We start from the raw sequence: 17736 nt of genomic DNA, 5'->3' as shown, positions 1-17736 counted from the left end.
AGCACACGCGCGGCCCGCGAGCCGGCCCGCGCCGGCGTCGCGCAGCCGCGCGGATCACGACTTCCTCGAACGGAACAGCCCCGCCCGCGCCGTTTTCCCCGCCGCCTGATCGCGCGCGCGGAAATAGCCGCTGTGCAGTTCCACGCCGCCCTCGCCGTCCGCGAGCACTTCCTCGCACGCGGCCTCGATGCGCGCACGGCCGCGCTCGAACGCGTCGCGCAGGTCAGCCTCGAGCGCGGAGCGCGCGCCGAAATGATCCTCGAGCGCTTCGACCGTGATCGCGCATGTGAGCGGCTTCCCATCGACCTCGACCACGAAGCGCATCTGCAGCGCCGCGCCGTCGAACTCGGGCAGCCCGTCAGTCAGCGTCACGCGATGGATGGAACCGGCGGGCATCGCTCAGGCCCCCCGCGACGCCAGACACTGCACCAGCGCGCCGTTGAATGCGGGCAGGTCGTCGGGCTTGCGGCTCGTGATCAGGTTGCCGTCGCGCACGACCTCCTGGTCGACCCACTTGCCGCCCGCGTTGCGGATGTCGTCCTGCAGGCTCGGCCAGCTCGTCATCGTGCGGCCGTCCACCAGCCCCGACGACACGAGCAGCCAGCCGCCGTGACAGATCGCGGCGATCGGCTTGCCCGCACCGACTGCCGCCGTCACGAATTCGCGCGCGGCCGTCACCATCCGGATCGCGTCGCCGTTGACGACACCACCCGGTAGCACGACCGCGTCGTAGTCGCCTTCGCGCGCATCGTCGAACGTATGGTCGACCTTCACGCGATCGCCCTTGTCGACGTGCCTGAACCCCTGGATCTCGCCGGGCTTCTGCGAAATCACGTCGACCTGCGCGCCTTCAGCCCTGAGCGCGCGCTGCGGCTCGACGAGCTCGGCTTCCTCGAAGCCGTCGACCGCGAGTATCGCCACCTTGCAATGGTCCAGCTTGCCGATCATGGAGCGCCCTCCTGTTGATGTCGCGGCATCGGTCGTGCCGTGCCTGTCGTGCAGCAATCTGCGTGCCTGCCGCGCGCACGGGGACATCACTGCACGCACCATCGCGTCCATGGGGCGCGACCCGCAATCCCCGAATGGCCTCACGCGCATGAGCCGCCGCGTGACGCGTAAGGCCCGACGTCACGCCGCGCCGCGCGCGTCTGCAAAGATTTCAAAGGGATGTAACGCGACTGCCCGCGACAGCCGCCCGGCGCCGTCATGCAAGGTCGCGCCCGTGGCGGGTCGCTACCGGCTCGACACGCTCACTGCAGATGACGCGCTGCATCGAGCATTGCATCGGTCAGCTCGACCGTCAGCGTCAAATCCTCGGTGACGTCGGGCAGCGTGTCGAGCGTGGCCTGCACGGCATCGTGCAGCATCGCGTGCACGCGCATTCGAGCGTCGTCGTCGAGATCGACGTAGCGCTCCATCGTGTCGTAGTCGAGTGCGAGCACGACCGAGTGCCGCGCGGTATCGGGCGGCGCATCGGGCGCCAGGGCCCAGGCCGCATGAAACGTGATCCTGCCGGTCTCGATGTCGACATGCACCGTCGTATCGAGATCGTCCGTATCGACCTCGTCGGTGTCCAGTTCGGTCGGATCGAACGAGGTCCGCTGGTTCGAGTGCATCATGTCCTCCTGCGTGGTGGCGATGTGCCGCCCCGCGGCCGGCGCCCGCCATCGCGCCGCGCCGGTTACGCCGGCGCGACGCCGTGATCGTCAGTAGCCGCTGGAACCGGCGCCGCCCGTACCGCCCGCGCCGCCACCGCCCGCGCCCGCCCCTGCGCTGCCACCGCCGTTGGCGCCGCCGGTGCCGCCGCTACCGCCGGTGCCGGCACCGCTCGGGCCGCCCGGCTTGGTGCGCACATTCGGGCGCGCGTGCGAACGCATGGCGCGTGGCTCCTGCATGCGGGTCGCGGGCGGCGGCGCCGCCGTATTGCCATTCGACATGCTGCCGCCTGCGCTCTGTGCCGACGTGTCCGGCGGCGACAGGATCGGCGCCGCGGTGCCTTCGTCGGAACGCTGCGAATTCTGTGCCCATGCGGCCGGTGCGGCCGCGACGAGTGCGACGGCCGCGCATGCAAGGATCCGGCGCGCAGCGAATTTCGATTCGAATACTGGCTTCATGGAACGTTCTCCCTCGATGGAACCGCTGTCGTGGAATTTCCTGCGTCCCTGGTTCAGCAAGGCACGTGCCGTCAGCGCTGCGCGGCATGCGGCTTGCTGCGCAGGACCATCGATCCCGTACGGAGCCCAGTCATGCCTTCAGCTTCAGCTTCCGCTTCCCGTCCGCACGGCAAACGCGTGACGCGCCGCCCCGGCCGCGCGCGCAGCAACGATCCGCATCATCGCAAGCGCTGGTCCGCCGACGTCATGAAAAAGAGCGATGCGCTGGACATCGAACCCGAGATCTTCAAGTCCGACGACCCGGGCGAGATCGCGGCGTCGCTCAAGCGCTCGGCCGAACACAGCCGCCGCCGCAAGGCGCCGCCGTTCCAGTCGGCGATGTCGATGCTCAACTTCTATGTGAACCGCGCGGGCCGCAACCTGCCGAAAACACGCCGCGCGACGCTCGAACGCGCGAAGCGGAAACTGCGCGAGGCGTTCGGCCGCAAGCCGTGACGCTCCCCCTCAACCGCTTCGTATCGACCTGTTCCGCGTGCACGCATGCATGAAACGCTGTGGTATCTGATCATCGGCGCGGTGCTGATGGCAATGGGTGTCGCGACGTCGGCGCTGCGTCACCTGCCATGCAGCAGCGCGATGATCTATCTCGCGCTCGGCGTCGCGCTCGGCCCGTCCGGCGCCGGACTCCTGCATCTCGACATCGAACGCGACGCGCCGCTGCTGCGCGAGATCGTCGAGGTCGCGCTGCTGGTTTCGCTGTTCGCGATCGGACTGCGGCTGCGCGTGCCGCTGTCCGACAAGTTGTGGCTCGTGCCCTGCCGGCTCGGCCTGCTTGCGATGATCGTCACCGTGCCGCTGCTCGCCGGCTGCGCGGTGGTGACGCTCGGGCTCGGCTGGGGCCCCGCGCTGCTGCTCGCGGCGATCCTCGCGCCGACCGACCCGGTACTCGCGCACGACGTGCAGGTGCACGATCCCGGCGACCGCGACCTGGTGCGCTTCGCGCTGTCCGGCGAAGGCGGGCTGAACGACGGGATCGCGCTGCCGTTCGCGCTCGCGGGCCTCGCGCTGTGCGGTGCGTCCGACATGCCGCACGCGCGGCCAGCGCTGTCGGGTGCGTTCGCGCTGGCCGCGCTGTGGGGCATCGCAGGCGCGGCCGCGATCGGCGGCGTGCTCGGCGCGTCCACCACCAAGGCGATCGGCTGGCTGCGCACCCGCCATGCGCAGGCGCTCGGATTCGAAGGCTTCTTCGCGCTCGCGCTGATCGTGCTGTCGTTCGGCGTCGCGCAGCTTGCGAATACGTTCGGCTTCATCGCGACGTTCGCCGCGGGCGTCGCGATGCGCCGCGTCGAGCATCGCGCGAGCGGCGGCCGGCGACCGCGCGAAGTGATCGGCCGGATCGATTCGGAAGACGTGGTCGCGACCGAGAAGCATCCGGAGAAGGTGCACGCGTTCATGACCGAATCGGTGCTGGACTTCACGATCGAGCTCGAACGGATCGCCGAGGCGCTCATCATGACGATGGTCGGCAGCGTGCTCGCGACGCTATCGACGCCGCTCGTGACGTGGGGCGCAATCGGGCTCGCCCTCGTGCTGTTCGTGGCCGTGCGGCCGCTCGCCGTGTTGCTGACGCTGACCGGCTCGCGCGCGACCCACGCGCAACGGCGGTTGATGGCGTGGTTCGGGATACGCGGGATCGGCTCGTTCTATTACCTGCTGTTCGCGCTCGAACACGGGCCGTCCAGCGCGGTACGCCCGCTCGCGGCGCCGGTGCTGGCCGTCGTGTCGGCGTCGGTGATCGTGCACGGCGTATCCGCGACGCCGCTGATGGCCTGGTATTACCGCCTGCAGCAGCGCCGGCGTTGACCGCGCCGGCGACGTCACGACGCGCCGAGCCGCGCGCGCATCTGCGCGGAGATGCGCTGCCGCGTGTCGTCGTAGCCTTCCCACGGATCGCGCTCGAGCCGGTCGAGCCGTTCGTGCAGCGTGTCGATCGTCCATTGCGCGCCGCCCGTCGTGTCGGGCACCTCGTCCCAACGCAGCGGCACCGACACGCCCATCCCGGGCCGCGCACGCGCCGAATACGCGGCGATCGTGCTCGCGCCGCGGCCATTGCGCAGGTAGTCGATGAAGATCTTGCCGCGACGATGACGCGGGCCCATCGTCGCGGTGAAACGGTCGGGCAGCGCACCCGCGATGTGTTGCGCGACCGCGCGCGAGAAATCCTTCACGTCGTCCCATCCGAGGTGTCGCGTGATCGGCACGACCACATGCAGCCCCTTGCCGCCGCTCGTCTTGCAGAACGACGCGAGCCCCAGTTCGTCGAGCAGCCCGCACACGAGTTGCGCGGCCTCGATCATCGCGCTCCACGGCAGCGCGGGATCAGGATCGAGGTCGAACACGATTCGGTCCGGCCGCTCGATGTTCGACGCGTGCGCGTTCCACGTATGCAGTTCGATCGTGCCCATCTGCGCGGCACCAAGCAGCGCGTCGACGTTGTCGAGCGACAGCAGCGGACCGTGCCCTGGATCGAGCCCGGCGTGTTGCGTGACGAACGGGATCTCGCGGCGCTCCGCGTGCTTCTGGAAGAACAGCTCGCCGGCGATGTCGCCAGGCGCGCGCACGAGCGACACGGGTCGCCCCTTCAGGTCCGGCAACAGCCACGGCGCGATCCATTGCCAGTAACGCGCGAGATCGATCTTGCGCGTGCCGCTTCGCGGATCGAGCACGCGGTCGGGATGGGTGATGCGCACGCGGCCGAGCTGATCCGGGCCGGCATCGTTGCCCGCCGCGCGGGTGGATGCCCGAGAACGCGCGTGGTGCTCGCGGCCATTCGCCTCGTGAGCCGCGTGCGTGGTTCGATGTCGATCCATCGCCACCTCCGGTTCCGCATTTTTCGCATGTTTCGGCACTTCGCGGACGATCTGCGCGGCCGGCTTGTCTTCGCGCAGCGCGATGAACGCGGCCTGCCGCACGATGCCGTCGCCGGTCCACTCCGCGAATTCGCATTCGGCGACGAGCGTCGGCTCGATCCAGTGCACGCGCGTGCGCGAGCGTTCGCGCGGCGGTGGATCGAACGGCGCCGTTTCGCGCTCGTGCTTGCGCAGGATCGCGGCAAGCCGGTCGAGCATGCGTGCGTCGAAGCCTGTGCCGACCCGGCCGACATAGCGCAGCGGTGTCGGCCCGCGCCGCCGCTTGCCGGCCGGCGCCGGTTCGTGCACGCCGAGCAGCAGCGCGCCGAAGCCGTGGCGGCTGCCCGACGGCTCGGTATAGCCACCGATCACGAACTCCTGCCGGCGTCGGCATTTGAGCTTGATCCACGCAGGTGAGCGTCCGGGCCGGTAGCGCGAGTCCGCGCGCTTGCCGATCAGCCCTTCGAGGCCGGTATCGCATGCGCTCGCGATCAGCGACGCGACGTCGTCGCCGAGATCGGGCGAAAAGCGCAGCCGCGCGGGGTCGCTGTCGGCCAGCAGGGGTTCAAGCAGCGCGCGGCGCGCGGTGAGCGGTGCGTCGCGCAGGTCGTAACCGTCAAGATAGGGCAGATCGAATACGAACAGCGTGACCGCGTCCGAGCGCCCTGCGCCGAGGGCGTTCTGCAGCGCCTGGAAATCGGGGAGACCGTGCTCGCCGAGCACGACGGCCTCGCCGTCGAACCATGCGCCGTCGACGTCGAGCGCGGCGAGCGCGTCGCGTTGCGCGCGCAGCTTCGCGGTCCAGTCGCGGCCTTCGCGCGTCATCAGCTTCACATGCCGGCGTGTGCCCTTGCCCGCAATGCGCGCGAGGATCCGGTAGCCGTCGAACTTCAATTCGTAGCGCCAGCCGCCCTGCTCGGGCGGGCCGTCGACCAGCGTCGCGAGTTGCGGCGCGACGCGCTCGGGCAACGGCGCGCGCACTGCGCCTTCGATCCCGGACGGATCGGCCGGCGAACGGCCATGATCGTCGCGTTCGTCATGCCGCGCGCCACGTGCAGCGCGTTTCCCTGCCTTGTCGCCGCGGCCGCGCGGCACACGGCGCGTACGCGTGGCGCCGTCGGGCGAATCCGGCAGCGCCACCGCACCATCATGCACACTTCCCGGCCGCTCGCCGACGACGTCGAATTCGTCCGCGCCGCGCGCGTCGTCGTCGCGCTCCTTGATCAGCAGCCACTGCTCCTGTCGCCCTTGCTGGCGCCCGCTGCGCACGAGCGCCCAGCCGCCGTGCAGCTTCTCGCCGTCGAGCCGGAACGTGAGCTTGCCCGCGCGATAGCCGTCGCGTGCCTGCGCGAGGCCGCCGTCGGGCGTCCACGTGCCCTCGTCCCAAACGACGACCGATCCTGCTCCGTAATGCCCGGCCGGAATCTCGCCTTCGAACGACGCATATTCGAGCGGATGGTCCTCGACATGCACGGCGAGACGCTTCACCGACGGATCCAGGCTCGGCCCCTTCGGCACGGCCCACGACTTCAGCGTGCCGTCGAGTTCGAGCCGGAAGTCGTAGTGCAATCGCCGCGCATGATGCTCCTGGATCACGAAGCGCAGCGGATGGCCGGTGCGCGCACGCCCGCGCGCGGACGGTTTCGCGTCCGCCTTCGCACGCCGACGCCCGTGCGCGCCTTCAGGTTCCGGCGTCGCGCCGAAGTGGCGTTTGCGGCGATATGGATCGAGCTTGCCGGGCATTGCATCACCTCGTGTCGCGCGGCGTCAGGCGGCATGCTTGCGGCGCGCGGTGGTTTTCTTCACCGCATGCTCGCCGGTCGCGGCACGTTTCGCGGACGGCCGTTTCGCCGCCGCGGTTTTCGTGGCCGCGCCCTTCACCGCGGTTTTCGAAACCGGCTTGCGGCGCCCGCCGCCGCGCGACGACGAGGATGCCCCATCGGTATTCGCATCCTCGTCGTCGCCCGCATCGCGGAGATCCGCCGCACGCGCCCCGCCGCCGCCCTTCAGGCTGCGCTTCAGCAGCTCGGTCAGGTCGACCACGTTGGTCGCCGCGCGGCTCGTCTGTGCGGGCCGCTCCTCGATCTCCTCGATCTTGCCCGCGCGCACCTTGCGCTCGACCAGCTCGAGGATGTCGTCGCGGAACGTGTCGTGATACTCGTCGGGCGTCCATTTGCCGGCCATGTCGTCGATCAGCTTCTTCGCCATTCCCAGCTCGCGCGCGGTCACGCCCGCGCCCTTCGCGTCTTCGGCCGGCACCGTCAGTTCGTCGAGGGGCCGCAATTCTTCCTGCCAGCGCAGCGTATCGAGCGCGAGCAGCGGCCCGACCGGAATCAGCGCGCCAAGATGCTGTCGGTCGCGCATCACCACGAGCGCAATGCCGATCTTGCCGCTGTCCTTCAGTGCGTCGCGCAACAGCGCATAAACCTTTTCGCCCTTGCGGTCCGGCACGAGGTAGTACGGCGTGTCGAGATAGAGGAACGACACGGCATCCTCGTCGACGAAGGTCAGGATGTCGACGGTCTGCGTCGATTCGGGGTTCGCCGCGCGGATTTCGTCGTCGGTCAGCACGACGTAGCGCTCCTTCTCGTACTCGTAACCGCGCACGATGTCCTCGCGCGTGACTTCCTTGCCGGTGCGCTTGTTGATCTGCCGGTAGCCGACCGGATCCATCGAGCGCTTGTCGAGCAGCCGGAACGACGGCTTCACGGTGCGTGTCGCGGGAAACAGCTGCACGGGCACATGAACGAGCCCGAAGCTGATCGCGCCTTTCCATATCATCCGCGGGGCCATGCCTGTCCTCCTTGCCGCTTGCACGCGCGCCTGGCGTACCGGCTCCCCCGTGCAACGCTCCGCGCGCTGGCGCGATTTCGCGCCGTCGGGTGGCGGTGGATTGCCGGATCGGGGAGATACGTCATGCGCGCGCCCTCCTGTCGGTTCGATGAAGGACGGCTGCGTGCGTCACGGCGTGCACGGAGCCGTCACGGGAAACGAGCGAGCCGCGCGGCGCGTGCCGCGACGGCTCGCTCCGGTGTCACGGCGGGCTGCTGCCGTGACGTCAGGGCGCGCGAAGCGCGCGATCCAGCTCCTCGCGCGTCACGTCGAGCGCGACGCTGCATTCGATCTCGGCGTCCTCGACGCGCGGTTTCTGTTCATCCACCGCGCGCCGCGCCATGTCGCACACATGCGTCCGAACGCGCAACCGCTCGGCCGAGTCGAGGGACACGTACCGCGCGAGGACGTCCGGCTCGAAGCGCAGGTCCACCACGCAGCGCCACTGACGCGCGCTCGCGTCGACCGGTACCCGCACCCACGACACCTGGATCGTCAGTCGCCCGGACGCGTCGTCCGCATGCACGACGAGGGTCGACTCCGACGGAAATCCGTTCGCGAGCGCAGCTTCGAGTTCAGCGATGCGCTGCGAACGGTCGGGCGTGACCGTCATCGGCGCACGACGCCCAGCAGCAGCGTGACCAGGAAGATCACGACGAAGATGTAGAACAGGATCTTCGCGATCTCGGCCGCGCCGGCCGCGATGCCGCCGAAGCCGAACACGGCGGCGACGATCGCGATGATGAAGAAGATGATGGCGTATCGAAGCATGAATTCCTCCTGGAGTCCTGACGAATGGCGATCGTCGACGCGTGTCGCCGCCGATCAAGAATCGTGCTTGTGCCTGGGTTTGCCGTGGGCCGGCGTCGAAGCCATTTTTTCGAGTTCCTTCTCGCTCATCGACTTGGCCATCGACTTCGCAGGCGGCTTCAGGTCCTTCATCTTGGTGTCACCGCGCTTGGCCGACAGGGCGGCCCCCGCGGCACGCTGCTGTGCCTGGGACTTGGCTGGCATGGCTTTCCTCCTCTCGGTGGTGCGCGCGGGCAGCGCGGTGCGCAGGCCGCGCGCGGTTCGAACGGCATCGTCATGCGGCGTCGCGCCGCCGCAGTTCAGCCGGCGGAATCTTCATCGCCTGGCGGTACTTGGTCACCGTCCGACGCGCAAGAAGGATGCCGCGCCCCGCCAGGTTCTGGGTGAGCGCGACGTCCGACAGCGGGTCGGAGTGCCGCTCGGCCGCGATCATGTCGCGGATCAGCACCTTCGCGGCCAACGCCGAGCACACGCCCTTGCCGGCTGCCTCCAGCTTGCGCGGGAAGAAATACTTGAACTCGAACGTGCCGTGCGGCGTGGCCATGTACTTGTTGCCCGTCGCGCGCGACACGGTCGATTCGTGCAGGTCGAGCGCCTCGGCGATGTCGCGCAGCACGAGCGGCTTCATCGCGATCTCGCCATAGCGGAAGAAATCGCGCTGCCGCGCGACGATGCATTCGCCGACGCGCTGGATCGTGTCGAAGCGCTTCTGCACGTTGCGGATCAGCCAGCGCGCTTCCTGCAACTGCTGGCCGAGCGGCGAATCGTGCTCGCCGCTCGACTGCGCGAACAAGGTTGCGTAGCGCTCGTGCAGCCGCGCGCGCGGCAGCACGGCCGGGTTGATCGTCACGACCCATTCGTCGCGCACCTGGCGCACGATCACGTCGGGTATCACGTAGTCGCCGCGCGTGCTGCCGTAGTGGTTGCCGGGACGCGGATCGAGTGTGCGCACCAGCGCGCACGCGGCCTGCATCGTCGCCTGGCTGCAACCCAGGCGTCGCTGGATTTCCGCCGTCTCGCGCCGCGCGAGCCGTTCGAGATGGTCGCGCGCGATCGCCTTCGCCTCCGCGAGCGCCGGCGTGCCGGCTGGAATCGCGTCGAGCTGCAGCACCAGGCATTCGGACACCGAGCGTGCGGCGATGCCCGGACGGTCCAGCATCTGCACGAGCCGCAGCGCCACCGCGAGATCCTGTTCCGACAGCAGCAGCGCCGGATCGGCCGCGACCAGCAGCTCGGCCAGCTCCTGACGCAGGTAGCCGTCCTCGTCGAGCGCATCGATCACGATGCGCGCAGCCTCGCGGTCGCGCTTATTCAGCGGATAAAGGCGCAGCGCATCGTGCAGTTGCTGGTGCAGCGACGGCTCGGCCGCCATCCACTCGCCGGGCGACAGGTCGCTCGCGTCGTCAGCGTGGCGGCTCGTGCCGCGCGGCGCCGGCGCCGCCGTATACGACACCTCGCCGTCAGGCGGACGCACGTCCTCGCGCTCTGGCGGCGGCTCGGGCGCCGCGGCTTCGGCGGTGGATTCGGGTACGTCGGCGGCGGCTTCGTCGTCGCCCTGGCCATCTTCGAGAAACGGATTCAAGTCGAGCGCCTGCCTCAGTTCCTGCTGGAATTCGAGCGAAGACAACTGCAACAGGCGAAGGGACTGCTGAAGCCTCGGCGTGAGTGCCAGATGCTGTCGCATCTGGAGCGCAAGCGTGACGGACATCGATGCCCTCCTGACGGTGTGCGGAATTGCGTGCAGACGCATTCATGCAGCTTCCATGCCAAGGGGCCGAAGCGCCGTCCGTCGCGGCTCTCGCGGGTTCGCACCCCGCTTGCGGCGGCCCCGGCTGCTGCCTTTTTTACAAGTGCCGGCAAGTTGGAGGCACGGAATTCGCGCCGGGCGGACGCACCGGCTGCGCGCCGGCGCGCCGGCGTATCCGACCGCAGCCGCCCGCACGACGTGCCGCACGTCAGTACTGCATCGGCGGCGGCGTGCCCGGCATCGTCCGGTCGCCCTGCGCGCCGTTCGGGCCCGGCGGCGGCACGTCGGCCGCCTCACCGCCGGCCGCACCCGCCGGCATCGTGTTGTACGGCGACGGACGCGTGTCGTAGCGCGTGTTCGCGTCCGGCATCGTCGTGGTCGGCGACGCGCCATGACCGTCCGGCGGCGCTGGCGGAGCGCCGCGCGTGCCGTAAGTGGCCTGCGGTTGCGTGCATGCGCCGAGCGCGCACGCGGCGGCGAACGCACAGGCGCCCACACGCATCGACTGGATCGGCTTCATCGGAATCCTCCGTTGAATCGGTGGCGCCGGGCCGGCCGTGGCGACACGGCTCAGAGCCGGTTGAAATGGAAATCGCCCGCATACGCGGTCGGCGCGCGGTGCGCCATCATCGTGTCGAACTCGGCGGCGACGCGTGCCAGCGCACCACGTTGTCGCTCGATACCGGCCTGCTCGAGCGCCGCGAACGCGTCGGCGTCGAAGGTGACGGTCAGCGACGCCGGATGGCCGTCGATGCGAAAGCCGAAGCGCAGCGCGCCGGGCGGCTGCTCGTCGACATCGAACGGCATCGCCCGCGCCTCGAAATGGCGGCCGAGCGTCTCGGCCACGTCGCGCAGCATGCCGGGTTTCACGTGGATGCTCATCGTGGCCCCTCCTTGGATCGGGTCCGGGATTAGTTGACCACTACACATCTGCCAATGAGCCAGCTTGTTCAGATTGCGCCAGGCGTTGTGTTCTCATCCGATGTGATTGGCGACGATTGGGCGCGGAAGTATCGACAGGACGACGGGAATACTCAGTCCACGGACCGGCAGAGCCTGGCGGTAAAGCAAAGCGATCAAGCAGTTCGCGCAAGCATACCGGCTCAGTTGTCGTTGTTGTAGAGAACCGTGGATAACAGACACCTTGCGACTGTCGGGCTTCGCGTTACCGCCGACGTTCCCTCCCGAGTCGGTGCCCGACGCCTGCACCTGTTTCGCCCGTGAGTGCGTGCCGGGCCTGACCAAACGTCAATTGCTTGCGCGCGCGAGGTTGGACGCCGACCTGGCGGCCTCTGACGCATCTTGTGCGGGAGGGGTTTGAAGCGTTTGCCTTCGGCTTAATCGTCGATGGGGCGCACGTCCCCGTGGTGGCCTGGACGCAACGTGCAGGGAAAGATGGCGAACACGTCTCGGTACCCTGTCGCGGCCCACGGCAGCTCCCCCTGTTTTAGTAGCTGCGCAGCTCGATTCAGTCCGACGTGTGGTTCCAACTCGACGCATGTGTATTCGAAAGCGTGCGCTGGATATTCGCACCCCGGCCTCAAGAACAGGAGCAACTCTTCCGTTGGCTTCCGTTCCGACCACCTTTTACGCGTCTTTCAGCCAGGGCATTTCCACGGGTGACACGACCAGTTGCCGGAATTCGCGTTTCAGATCGAAGATGAACCCGACCAGGATCATGGAGTCGGCGTAAGGAATCGGAAAGACCTGCGGATTCTCCGGAGTCCGCAGGGGGCGCTCGGGCGTGTCTGCTGTCGCCGCGGCATTCTCGCGAACGCTTTCCAGTTCGTCCGCCATGGCCAGGCCACCGACTTTCAGCACACGGCTACGCAGGTCGCTGAAGGGTTCGATGCGCGCGGCGTCTTCGTGGTATTCGGGCACTTCGTAAACGAACCAGGACATTTTGATCTCACATGAGAAGGGGCGATATTCTAACGCTGCGCGAGAGTCTGCCGAAAATCGGCCATGTTGTGTGATGGCCGTGGTCGCTGCGGGGCGGGCTATAGGGGCGATTACGATCCGCTGCCTGCATTGTGGCCGTCTAGCGCTTGCTAGTGCGAGCAAAGGAATGTGGTGGCATCACTGCAGAAGCCGGCAACTGCTTCGCTCAATGGAGGTCGGGCGGTAGGTAGTGAACCCCGAATTGCTCCGCCAGTTGCGCGAGCCGACGATCGCGCGTCCAGAGCTTAGTGCTCGGGGTCAACAGCACCGACGCCAGCAGCGTGCAATCCACCGCACCGCATCCGCGCCCATACAGCCGTTCCCGCTCGATCCAGTCCGCTACCTCGCCCGGCGTCGCGAGGCGCGTTTGGCGCAATAGCGCGAGATCTCCCAAGGTTCGGGCCCGCGGTTCGGGCGGCGTCCCGCACGTGAGCTCGAGCATCACTAGTGGATGCGTCAAGACATCATCGACGCGCAGCAGTTGGATAAGCGCCGGTAGCGGTCGCCGGAAATGCTCGACCCAGACGGAGGTGTCGACCAGAACGCTCATCGGTCAGCCGCATCTGGGTTGCGACGCGGCACATCCGGCATGTCGGGTGCGCTACCGCCAAGCGCGGCAAGGCGTTGGCCGGCCTGGACACGCACGAACGTTTCTAGTGCAGCCCGAAACAGGTCGGCCGGCGACATACCCGGCTCGGCAAGTTCGAGTGCGCGCGCATAAAGAGTGTCGTCGACGGTGACGGTGGTACGCATGATGACTCCTTTGATGCCATTTCACATCAATTTTAGCATCAACTCGCCGGCGGTCCAGTCGTTGATAAATGAATTAATGGTCTGTCTGAAATGGGGCCGTGACGCTTGCGCAAGCGAGAGTCGACTACGGAGGCGGGAGCGGTTGTCGAAATTCGTCACGGCGTTGCAGGCGCGCGCATAGGCAGTGGTCTCGTTCTGCATGGTCAACGCGCTGCGCGACCATCCGTGCGCAAGTGACTTTTAAGCAACGACTCGGGGCAACAAAGCGTGTGAGTTGCAGTCGTTGCGCCGGCACAGTATGCGTTTGCCAAGACCGGGCTCGCAGACGGTATTTTCTTGCGACCCTAAAAAATCGCTAGTTTAGCTTATGTAAAATTAATGGCTCTAGAAATAGCGCACACGACGACCCCGGTTGTCCGATTTCTCCCTGCTCCACACTAAGGTTCCCCTAAGTCTGCCCAGCTAGACTGCGTGGCACTCAACTCCTGAGGAATCGCCACCATGTCGCCCGCTACCGACACGCCCATCTCACGCTGGCTCAACAAGGTTCCTGAGATCACGCTTGCGTTCTGGATTATCAAAATCATGTCCACCACGGTCGGTGAAACTGCCTCCGACTACCTGGCAGTCAACGCGGGCTGGGGCCAAGGTTTAACTCGCGGCTTGATGATGTCCTTGCTTGCAATAGCGCTTGTCCTGCAGATGCGCACGCGACGCTGCACCCCATGGATCTACTGGCTCACGGTCGTCCTGGTAAGCATCGTCGGGACCCAGATCACCGATCTGCTGACTGACGGCCTCGGCGTCAGTCTGTATGTCAGCACAAGCGTGTTCGCCGTTGCTCTCGCCGCGATCTTCGCGATCTGGTACCGAATCGAGGGCACGCTGTCAATCGACTCGATCGACACGCCGCAGCGTGAGTTGTTCTACTGGGCCGCGATCCTGTGTACGTTCGCGCTGGGCACCGCGGCGGGCGATCTCGCGACCGAAGCCTTTGGGCTCGGCTTTTCGCTGGGTACCGTCATATTCGGCGTGCTGCTCGCACTCGTCTACGTCGCATGGAGCAGCGGCGTCAACGCGGTGCTCACCTTCTGGATTGCGTACATCCTCACGCGACCGTTCGGTGCATCGCTCGGCGACCTGCTCACTCAATCGCGCAATTACGGCGGATTCGGTCTGGGTGCCGCATCGACGAGCCTGCTGTTCCTGTCCGTGATCATCGCGCTCGTCGCTGTCGCGCAGTTCGGCGCCAGCAGTCGCGCGCGTGCAGATGCGGCGGAGTGACTTCCTAAACAAACCTCGATGCGAGGCTCCTTCATGAATTATCGAATCGCAACTTCATGTCTGCTCGTCGCGCTTTCCGCGTGCGCCATGCTCGCCCTCGCCACCGGCTGCTCAAAGCAAACCGACAGCCCTGTTGTGGCGGCAACGGCGTCCAGCGCGACCGATGCGCAGCACGGCGCGTCATCGAACGTATCGAGACTCGGTGACCTCTCCCAGTTCCGTACAATCGCAACCGACGTATCCACTCTCGTGGCAAAAGGTGATCTCACGGGCGGCAGGACACGCATCAAGGACCTGGAGGTTGCCTGGGACGGCGCGGAAGCCGGTTTGAAACCGCGCGCGGCGGCGGATTGGCATGAACTAGACAAGGCAATCGACCATGCCCTCGAAGCGCTGCGTGCTGATCACCCGACTCAGGGCAACTGCACGGCAGCGTTGAGCGACCTGCTGAAAACGTTCGACAAGCTCGAGGGCAGGAATTCCTGAGTTGTATTGACGCATATCAATGGCCACGGGATAGACGCTGGATAATCTCCAAGCGAACGCTCGCACAAGCCGACTATCCAGTGCTTCGGTAGCGTGGAAGGCGGTTTCCGCCCTGGTCCGCGTATCGAGCCGTTTGATTACAGCGACATGCCATTGTCCGCAAGCACATCATCCTCGGTCGCTGGTACTCCGGACGCGGCACCCGCAGCCGAATCCACGACGACCGGCATCCCGACGGGCCTATCGACCGCCGAAGTGCAGCAGCGTACGGTCAGATTCGGACCCAATGCGGTTGGTGAAACGCTGCCCTCCTTCAGACGACTCCTGCTGACCAAGTTGTGGGCGCCAGTGCCATGGCTGCTGGAAGGCGCAATTGCCCTGCAAATCCTGCTCGGTGCTTATATCGAAGCAGCAATCATCGGCTTGCTGCTTTCGTTCAATATCGCGTTGTCTCTTGCGCATGAGCAACGATCCTCCGCCGCACTATCGATTCTGCGAAAGCGGCTCGAACCGACGGCCCGAGTGTGCCGCGACGGGAAATGGCACCGGATTCCGGCCGCCGAACTCGTGCCCGACGATGCGATCGAACTCCCGATCGGTTCGGTCTCCCCTGCGGACGTGCGCGTGACGAGCGGATCCGTTGCCGCCGATCAGTCGATGCTGACAGGAGAATCCGCGCTTGTGGACATTTCGCCCGGCGCAACGATTTATGCCGGCGCAATCGTGAAACGCGGTCACGCATTCGGCGTTGTCGTGGCCACCGGCACACGCACTTATTTCGGCAGGACCGTCGAACTGGTGCGCATCGCGCGTGCACCGAGCGCTGAACAGCACGCAGTGCTGGAAACAGTCCGGAACCTGGGTGCAATTAACGGAGCCGTCGCACTGGCCGCGCTCGGCTACGCCATCCATCTCGGCTTCGCCGCAGCGGAATTGCTTCGCCTCGCGCTGACGATGCTGCTCGCATCGGTGCCCGTGGCACTACCGGCAACGTTCACGCTTTCCGCCGCGCTCAGTGCGCTTACGCTCAGTCGACGGGGCGCGCTGCTGACCAGCCTGTCAGCTGTCCACGAAGCGGCGGCCATGGACGTTCTTTGCTCCGACAAGACGGGTACGCTTACTCGAAACACGGCGGAAATCGCTGAAATCGTGCCGATGCCGGGCTTCACGACTGAGCAGATGCTGCACCTCGCAGCGCTGACCTGCGAGTCGACAGGCGATGAGCCGCTCGATGCCGCGATCCTTCGAGCGGCAGCTTTGAGAGACGATATCGCCTTCGAGGATCACCTGACTCGTCGCGTGCCATTCGATCCGGACACGAAGATGTCCCAGGCCTGTTTCCGAGCTTCCGACGGTGGACAGATGCGTGTCGCGAAGGGAGCATTGCAGGCCATCGAGAGAATCGCAACTGTCGAGCCGGACGTGCGCCGGAAAGCAGATGACCTGGCGAGCCGGGGGGACCGAATCATCGCAGTCGCGGTGGAATCCCCAGCCACGCGAGCCGTCCTGGCAGGTCTGATCGCCCTCAGCGATCCGCCTCGTGAGGACGCCTCAAGCCTGATAGCGTCGCTTCGCGATCTGGGGGTGCGCACGGTCATGGTAACGGGCGACTCGGCCGCGACGGCGACTGCTATTGCGCGAGACGTCGGCCTGCGCCCGGAGCCGTGTCCGCACGATGATGGATTCAACCGGGCCGCGCTATCGCGTTTCGATGTGTTCGCGCGCGTGTTGCCTGAAGACAAATATCGCCTCGTACAGGCTTTTCAGGCGAGCGGTCACGTCGTCGGCATGTGCGGCGACGGCGTCAACGATGCGCCTGCGCTGCGTCAGGCACAAGTCGGCATAGCAGTGGCGAGCGCCAGTGATGCAGCAAAGGCAGCCGCTGCGATCGTGCTTACCGAGCCCGGGCTATCCGGGGTCGTTGCAGCCATCACCGAGGGGCGAATGGCATTCCGCCGGTTGCTCACCTACACCTTGAACATGCTCGTGAAGAAAATCGAGGTCGTGCTGCTGATCGCGTATGGTCTCATCGCGCTACATCAACCGGTGATCACGTCGATGATCATGATCATCCTGCTCGTCACCAACGATTTTCTGACGATGTCGCTGACCACCGATCACGTTGAGCCGCGACGCGAGCCTCAGAACTGGAACATGAAGCAGATCGTCTTTACGGCGGCATTCTTCGGCGGATGCAAGCTTGTGTTTTCGGCAGGGATCGTCGCAGTCGGCGCATTCGGTGGCCAATTGCCGTCGCACGCAGTACAGACATTGGGCTTTCTTGCCATCGCGTTCGGCAATCAATCGATGATCTATGTGCTCCGAGCGCAGAACCATCTATGGGATTCGAAGCCGAGTCGCTGGCTGGTCTTCTCGTCGGTTGTCGATACCACTATTGTCTGCGGTCTCGTGCTTTCAGGCGTGCTCGTGACCGCCCTTCCCCTTCCGTGGGTGCTCGGCGTTGGCATCGCTGCCGCAGGCTTCGCGCTTGTCCTCGATCAAGTCAAGATTCTTGCCAGTCGAGTGCCTGGTTTCGGGCACTGTATCGTTCGCTGAGCCTCACACCAAGACAACAGTTTCCGCTTTACCCGATTCCTCTCAGCTTAAGGATAACTTAAGTAAGGCATGGCAACGTGCATATGCCGTGCCGGTTCGATACCGTGCGGCTCTTGTTTCGTTCGTCCACGCAGAGTGACGGTAAACGCAGCAAGTAACGATCGATTCTTGAAATTCGTTGCTTGTCGTTCGCCGCCCTCGTTCGACCCGGTGCGAGTCCGGGTCTTTTTTTGTTCCGACACCTTTCCTGCAGCGCTGGGCCGGCGCGAAACGCCCGCAGGGGCCCGCATATCGCACATTCGCA

Annotated in this window: 20 protein-coding genes; 5 read left to right on the top strand and 15 right to left on the bottom strand. The window is 66.3% G+C overall.

What is annotated here, in order from left to right:
• Positions 1-54: 54 nt before the first annotated feature.
• The 4 genes from WS66_RS29800 to WS66_RS33870 all read right to left on the bottom strand — a co-directional run bounded on the left by WS66_RS29800 (position 55) and on the right by WS66_RS33870 (position 2114).
• Entirely contained in the window at positions 55-396 is a 342-nt protein-coding gene (locus tag WS66_RS29800; RefSeq protein WP_059602412.1) for a DUF1488 domain-containing protein, read from the bottom strand.
• Positions 397-399: 3 nt separating this feature from the next.
• On the bottom strand, positions 400-948 hold the full coding sequence (locus tag WS66_RS29795) for a type 1 glutamine amidotransferase domain-containing protein (RefSeq protein ID WP_059602409.1): 549 nt from the start codon (positions 946-948) through the stop codon (positions 400-402).
• A gap of 302 nt (positions 949-1250) precedes the next feature.
• The gene (locus WS66_RS29790) at positions 1251-1616 is read right to left on the bottom strand and encodes a DUF3022 domain-containing protein (RefSeq protein WP_059602873.1); all 366 of its coding nucleotides are present in this window, start codon (positions 1614-1616) and stop codon (positions 1251-1253) included.
• Between the two features lie 90 nt (positions 1617-1706).
• Positions 1707-2114, bottom strand: a complete 408-nt coding sequence (locus WS66_RS33870; protein WP_059602406.1) for a hypothetical protein — start codon at positions 2112-2114, stop codon at positions 1707-1709.
• 132 nt (positions 2115-2246) lie between these two features.
• On the opposite strand from WS66_RS33870, the gene WS66_RS29780 reads away from it, so the two are divergent.
• Together WS66_RS29780 and WS66_RS29775 are read left to right on the top strand one after the other, a co-directional pair.
• Positions 2247-2609, top strand: a complete 363-nt coding sequence (locus WS66_RS29780) for a DUF3175 domain-containing protein (protein WP_059602403.1) — start codon at positions 2247-2249, stop codon at positions 2607-2609.
• A gap of 45 nt (positions 2610-2654) precedes the next feature.
• Positions 2655-3977 (top strand): cation:proton antiporter, encoded by a 1323-nt coding sequence (locus WS66_RS29775; RefSeq protein WP_059602400.1) that lies wholly within the window; start codon positions 2655-2657, stop codon positions 3975-3977.
• Positions 3978-3991: 14 nt separating this feature from the next.
• On the opposite strand, the gene ligD is transcribed toward WS66_RS29775, so the two are convergent.
• The 11 genes from ligD to WS66_RS29710 form a co-directional block, all read right to left on the bottom strand.
• Positions 3992-6766, bottom strand: a complete 2775-nt coding sequence (gene ligD, locus WS66_RS29770) for a DNA ligase D (protein ID WP_059602397.1) — start codon at positions 6764-6766, stop codon at positions 3992-3994.
• Positions 6767-6790: 24 nt separating this feature from the next.
• Positions 6791-7816, bottom strand: a complete 1026-nt coding sequence (gene ku, locus WS66_RS29765) for a non-homologous end joining protein Ku (RefSeq protein ID WP_059602394.1) — start codon at positions 7814-7816, stop codon at positions 6791-6793.
• Between the two features lie 265 nt (positions 7817-8081).
• Entirely contained in the window at positions 8082-8468 is a 387-nt protein-coding gene (locus WS66_RS29760; RefSeq protein ID WP_059602389.1) for a DUF3022 domain-containing protein, read from the bottom strand.
• Entirely contained in the window at positions 8465-8626 is a 162-nt protein-coding gene (locus WS66_RS29755; RefSeq protein WP_027792525.1) for a DUF1328 family protein, read from the bottom strand. Before WS66_RS29755 ends, WS66_RS29760 begins: the two co-directional genes overlap by 4 nt.
• A 54-nt stretch (positions 8627-8680) precedes the next feature.
• Entirely contained in the window at positions 8681-8869 is a 189-nt protein-coding gene (locus tag WS66_RS29750) for a DUF3008 family protein (RefSeq protein WP_059536983.1), read from the bottom strand.
• Positions 8870-8939: 70 nt separating this feature from the next.
• Positions 8940-10373 (bottom strand): RNA polymerase factor sigma-54, encoded by a 1434-nt coding sequence (locus tag WS66_RS29745; RefSeq protein ID WP_059602386.1) that lies wholly within the window; start codon positions 10371-10373, stop codon positions 8940-8942.
• A gap of 247 nt (positions 10374-10620) precedes the next feature.
• Positions 10621-10932 carry a hypothetical protein gene (locus tag WS66_RS29740; RefSeq protein ID WP_059602383.1) on the bottom strand — a complete coding sequence of 104 codons (312 nt, stop codon included), beginning with the start codon at positions 10930-10932 and terminating at the stop codon, positions 10621-10623.
• 50 nt (positions 10933-10982) lie between these two features.
• A complete protein-coding gene (locus WS66_RS29735) occupies positions 10983-11294 on the bottom strand; it encodes a hypothetical protein (RefSeq protein WP_059602380.1) in 312 nt (103 codons plus the stop codon).
• A gap of 705 nt (positions 11295-11999) precedes the next feature.
• Positions 12000-12314 (bottom strand): hypothetical protein, encoded by a 315-nt coding sequence (locus WS66_RS29720; RefSeq protein WP_059602377.1) that lies wholly within the window; start codon positions 12312-12314, stop codon positions 12000-12002.
• A 205-nt stretch (positions 12315-12519) separates the two neighbouring features.
• Positions 12520-12903 (bottom strand): type II toxin-antitoxin system VapC family toxin, encoded by a 384-nt coding sequence (locus WS66_RS29715; protein WP_059602373.1) that lies wholly within the window; start codon positions 12901-12903, stop codon positions 12520-12522.
• A complete protein-coding gene (locus WS66_RS29710) occupies positions 12900-13106 on the bottom strand; it encodes a DUF2191 domain-containing protein (protein ID WP_082728941.1) in 207 nt (68 codons plus the stop codon). Before WS66_RS29710 ends, WS66_RS29715 begins: the two co-directional genes overlap by 4 nt.
• A 501-nt stretch (positions 13107-13607) precedes the next feature.
• Here WS66_RS29710 and WS66_RS29705 point away from each other — a divergent pair.
• From WS66_RS29705 to WS66_RS29695, 3 genes are all read left to right on the top strand, one after another.
• A complete protein-coding gene (locus tag WS66_RS29705) occupies positions 13608-14390 on the top strand; it encodes a COG4705 family protein (RefSeq protein WP_059602369.1) in 783 nt (260 codons plus the stop codon).
• Between the two features lie 33 nt (positions 14391-14423).
• Positions 14424-14876: a hypothetical protein gene (locus tag WS66_RS29700; protein ID WP_059602870.1), complete on the top strand. Its 453-nt coding sequence runs from the start codon at positions 14424-14426 to the stop codon at positions 14874-14876.
• 147 nt (positions 14877-15023) lie between these two features.
• A complete protein-coding gene (locus tag WS66_RS29695; RefSeq protein ID WP_082728940.1) occupies positions 15024-17432 on the top strand; it encodes an HAD-IC family P-type ATPase in 2409 nt (802 codons plus the stop codon).
• Positions 17433-17736: the final 304 nt, after the last annotated feature.

It is taken from the genome of Burkholderia sp. LA-2-3-30-S1-D2 (assembly GCF_001523915.2).
GTDB classification, from domain to species: Bacteria; Pseudomonadota; Gammaproteobacteria; order Burkholderiales; family Burkholderiaceae; genus Burkholderia; species Burkholderia diffusa.
Note: the sequence above shows the minus strand (reverse complement) of the source record. Positions and strands in the feature narration are given on the sequence as shown.

Coding starts and splice junctions, on each gene's coding strand:
- WS66_RS29750 (WP_059536983.1), bottom strand. CDS start 8,869: ATGCCAGCCAAGTCCCAGGCACAGCAGCGTGCCGCGGGGGCCGCCCTG.
- WS66_RS29780 (WP_059602403.1), top strand. CDS start 2,247: ATGCCTTCAGCTTCAGCTTCCGCTTCCCGTCCGCACGGCAAACGCGTG.
- WS66_RS29720 (WP_059602377.1), bottom strand. CDS start 12,314: ATGTCCTGGTTCGTTTACGAAGTGCCCGAATACCACGAAGACGCCGCG.
- WS66_RS29735 (WP_059602380.1), bottom strand. CDS start 11,294: ATGAGCATCCACGTGAAACCCGGCATGCTGCGCGACGTGGCCGAGACG.
- WS66_RS29755 (WP_027792525.1), bottom strand. CDS start 8,626: ATGCTTCGATACGCCATCATCTTCTTCATCATCGCGATCGTCGCCGCC.
- WS66_RS29740 (WP_059602383.1), bottom strand. CDS start 10,932: ATGAAGCCGATCCAGTCGATGCGTGTGGGCGCCTGTGCGTTCGCCGCC.
- WS66_RS29775 (WP_059602400.1), top strand. CDS start 2,655: ATGCATGAAACGCTGTGGTATCTGATCATCGGCGCGGTGCTGATGGCA.
- WS66_RS29695 (WP_082728940.1), top strand. CDS start 15,024: ATGCCATTGTCCGCAAGCACATCATCCTCGGTCGCTGGTACTCCGGAC.
- WS66_RS29800 (WP_059602412.1), bottom strand. CDS start 396: ATGCCCGCCGGTTCCATCCATCGCGTGACGCTGACTGACGGGCTGCCC.
- WS66_RS29795 (WP_059602409.1), bottom strand. CDS start 948: ATGATCGGCAAGCTGGACCATTGCAAGGTGGCGATACTCGCGGTCGAC.
- WS66_RS29705 (WP_059602369.1), top strand. CDS start 13,608: ATGTCGCCCGCTACCGACACGCCCATCTCACGCTGGCTCAACAAGGTT.
- ku (WP_059602394.1), bottom strand. CDS start 7,816: ATGGCCCCGCGGATGATATGGAAAGGCGCGATCAGCTTCGGGCTCGTT.
- WS66_RS29760 (WP_059602389.1), bottom strand. CDS start 8,468: ATGACGGTCACGCCCGACCGTTCGCAGCGCATCGCTGAACTCGAAGCT.
- WS66_RS29715 (WP_059602373.1), bottom strand. CDS start 12,903: ATGAGCGTTCTGGTCGACACCTCCGTCTGGGTCGAGCATTTCCGGCGA.
- WS66_RS29700 (WP_059602870.1), top strand. CDS start 14,424: ATGAATTATCGAATCGCAACTTCATGTCTGCTCGTCGCGCTTTCCGCG.
- ligD (WP_059602397.1), bottom strand. CDS start 6,766: ATGCCCGGCAAGCTCGATCCATATCGCCGCAAACGCCACTTCGGCGCG.
- WS66_RS29790 (WP_059602873.1), bottom strand. CDS start 1,616: ATGCACTCGAACCAGCGGACCTCGTTCGATCCGACCGAACTGGACACC.
- WS66_RS29745 (WP_059602386.1), bottom strand. CDS start 10,373: ATGTCCGTCACGCTTGCGCTCCAGATGCGACAGCATCTGGCACTCACG.
- WS66_RS33870 (WP_059602406.1), bottom strand. CDS start 2,114: ATGAAGCCAGTATTCGAATCGAAATTCGCTGCGCGCCGGATCCTTGCA.
- WS66_RS29710 (WP_082728941.1), bottom strand. CDS start 13,106: ATGCGTACCACCGTCACCGTCGACGACACTCTTTATGCGCGCGCACTC.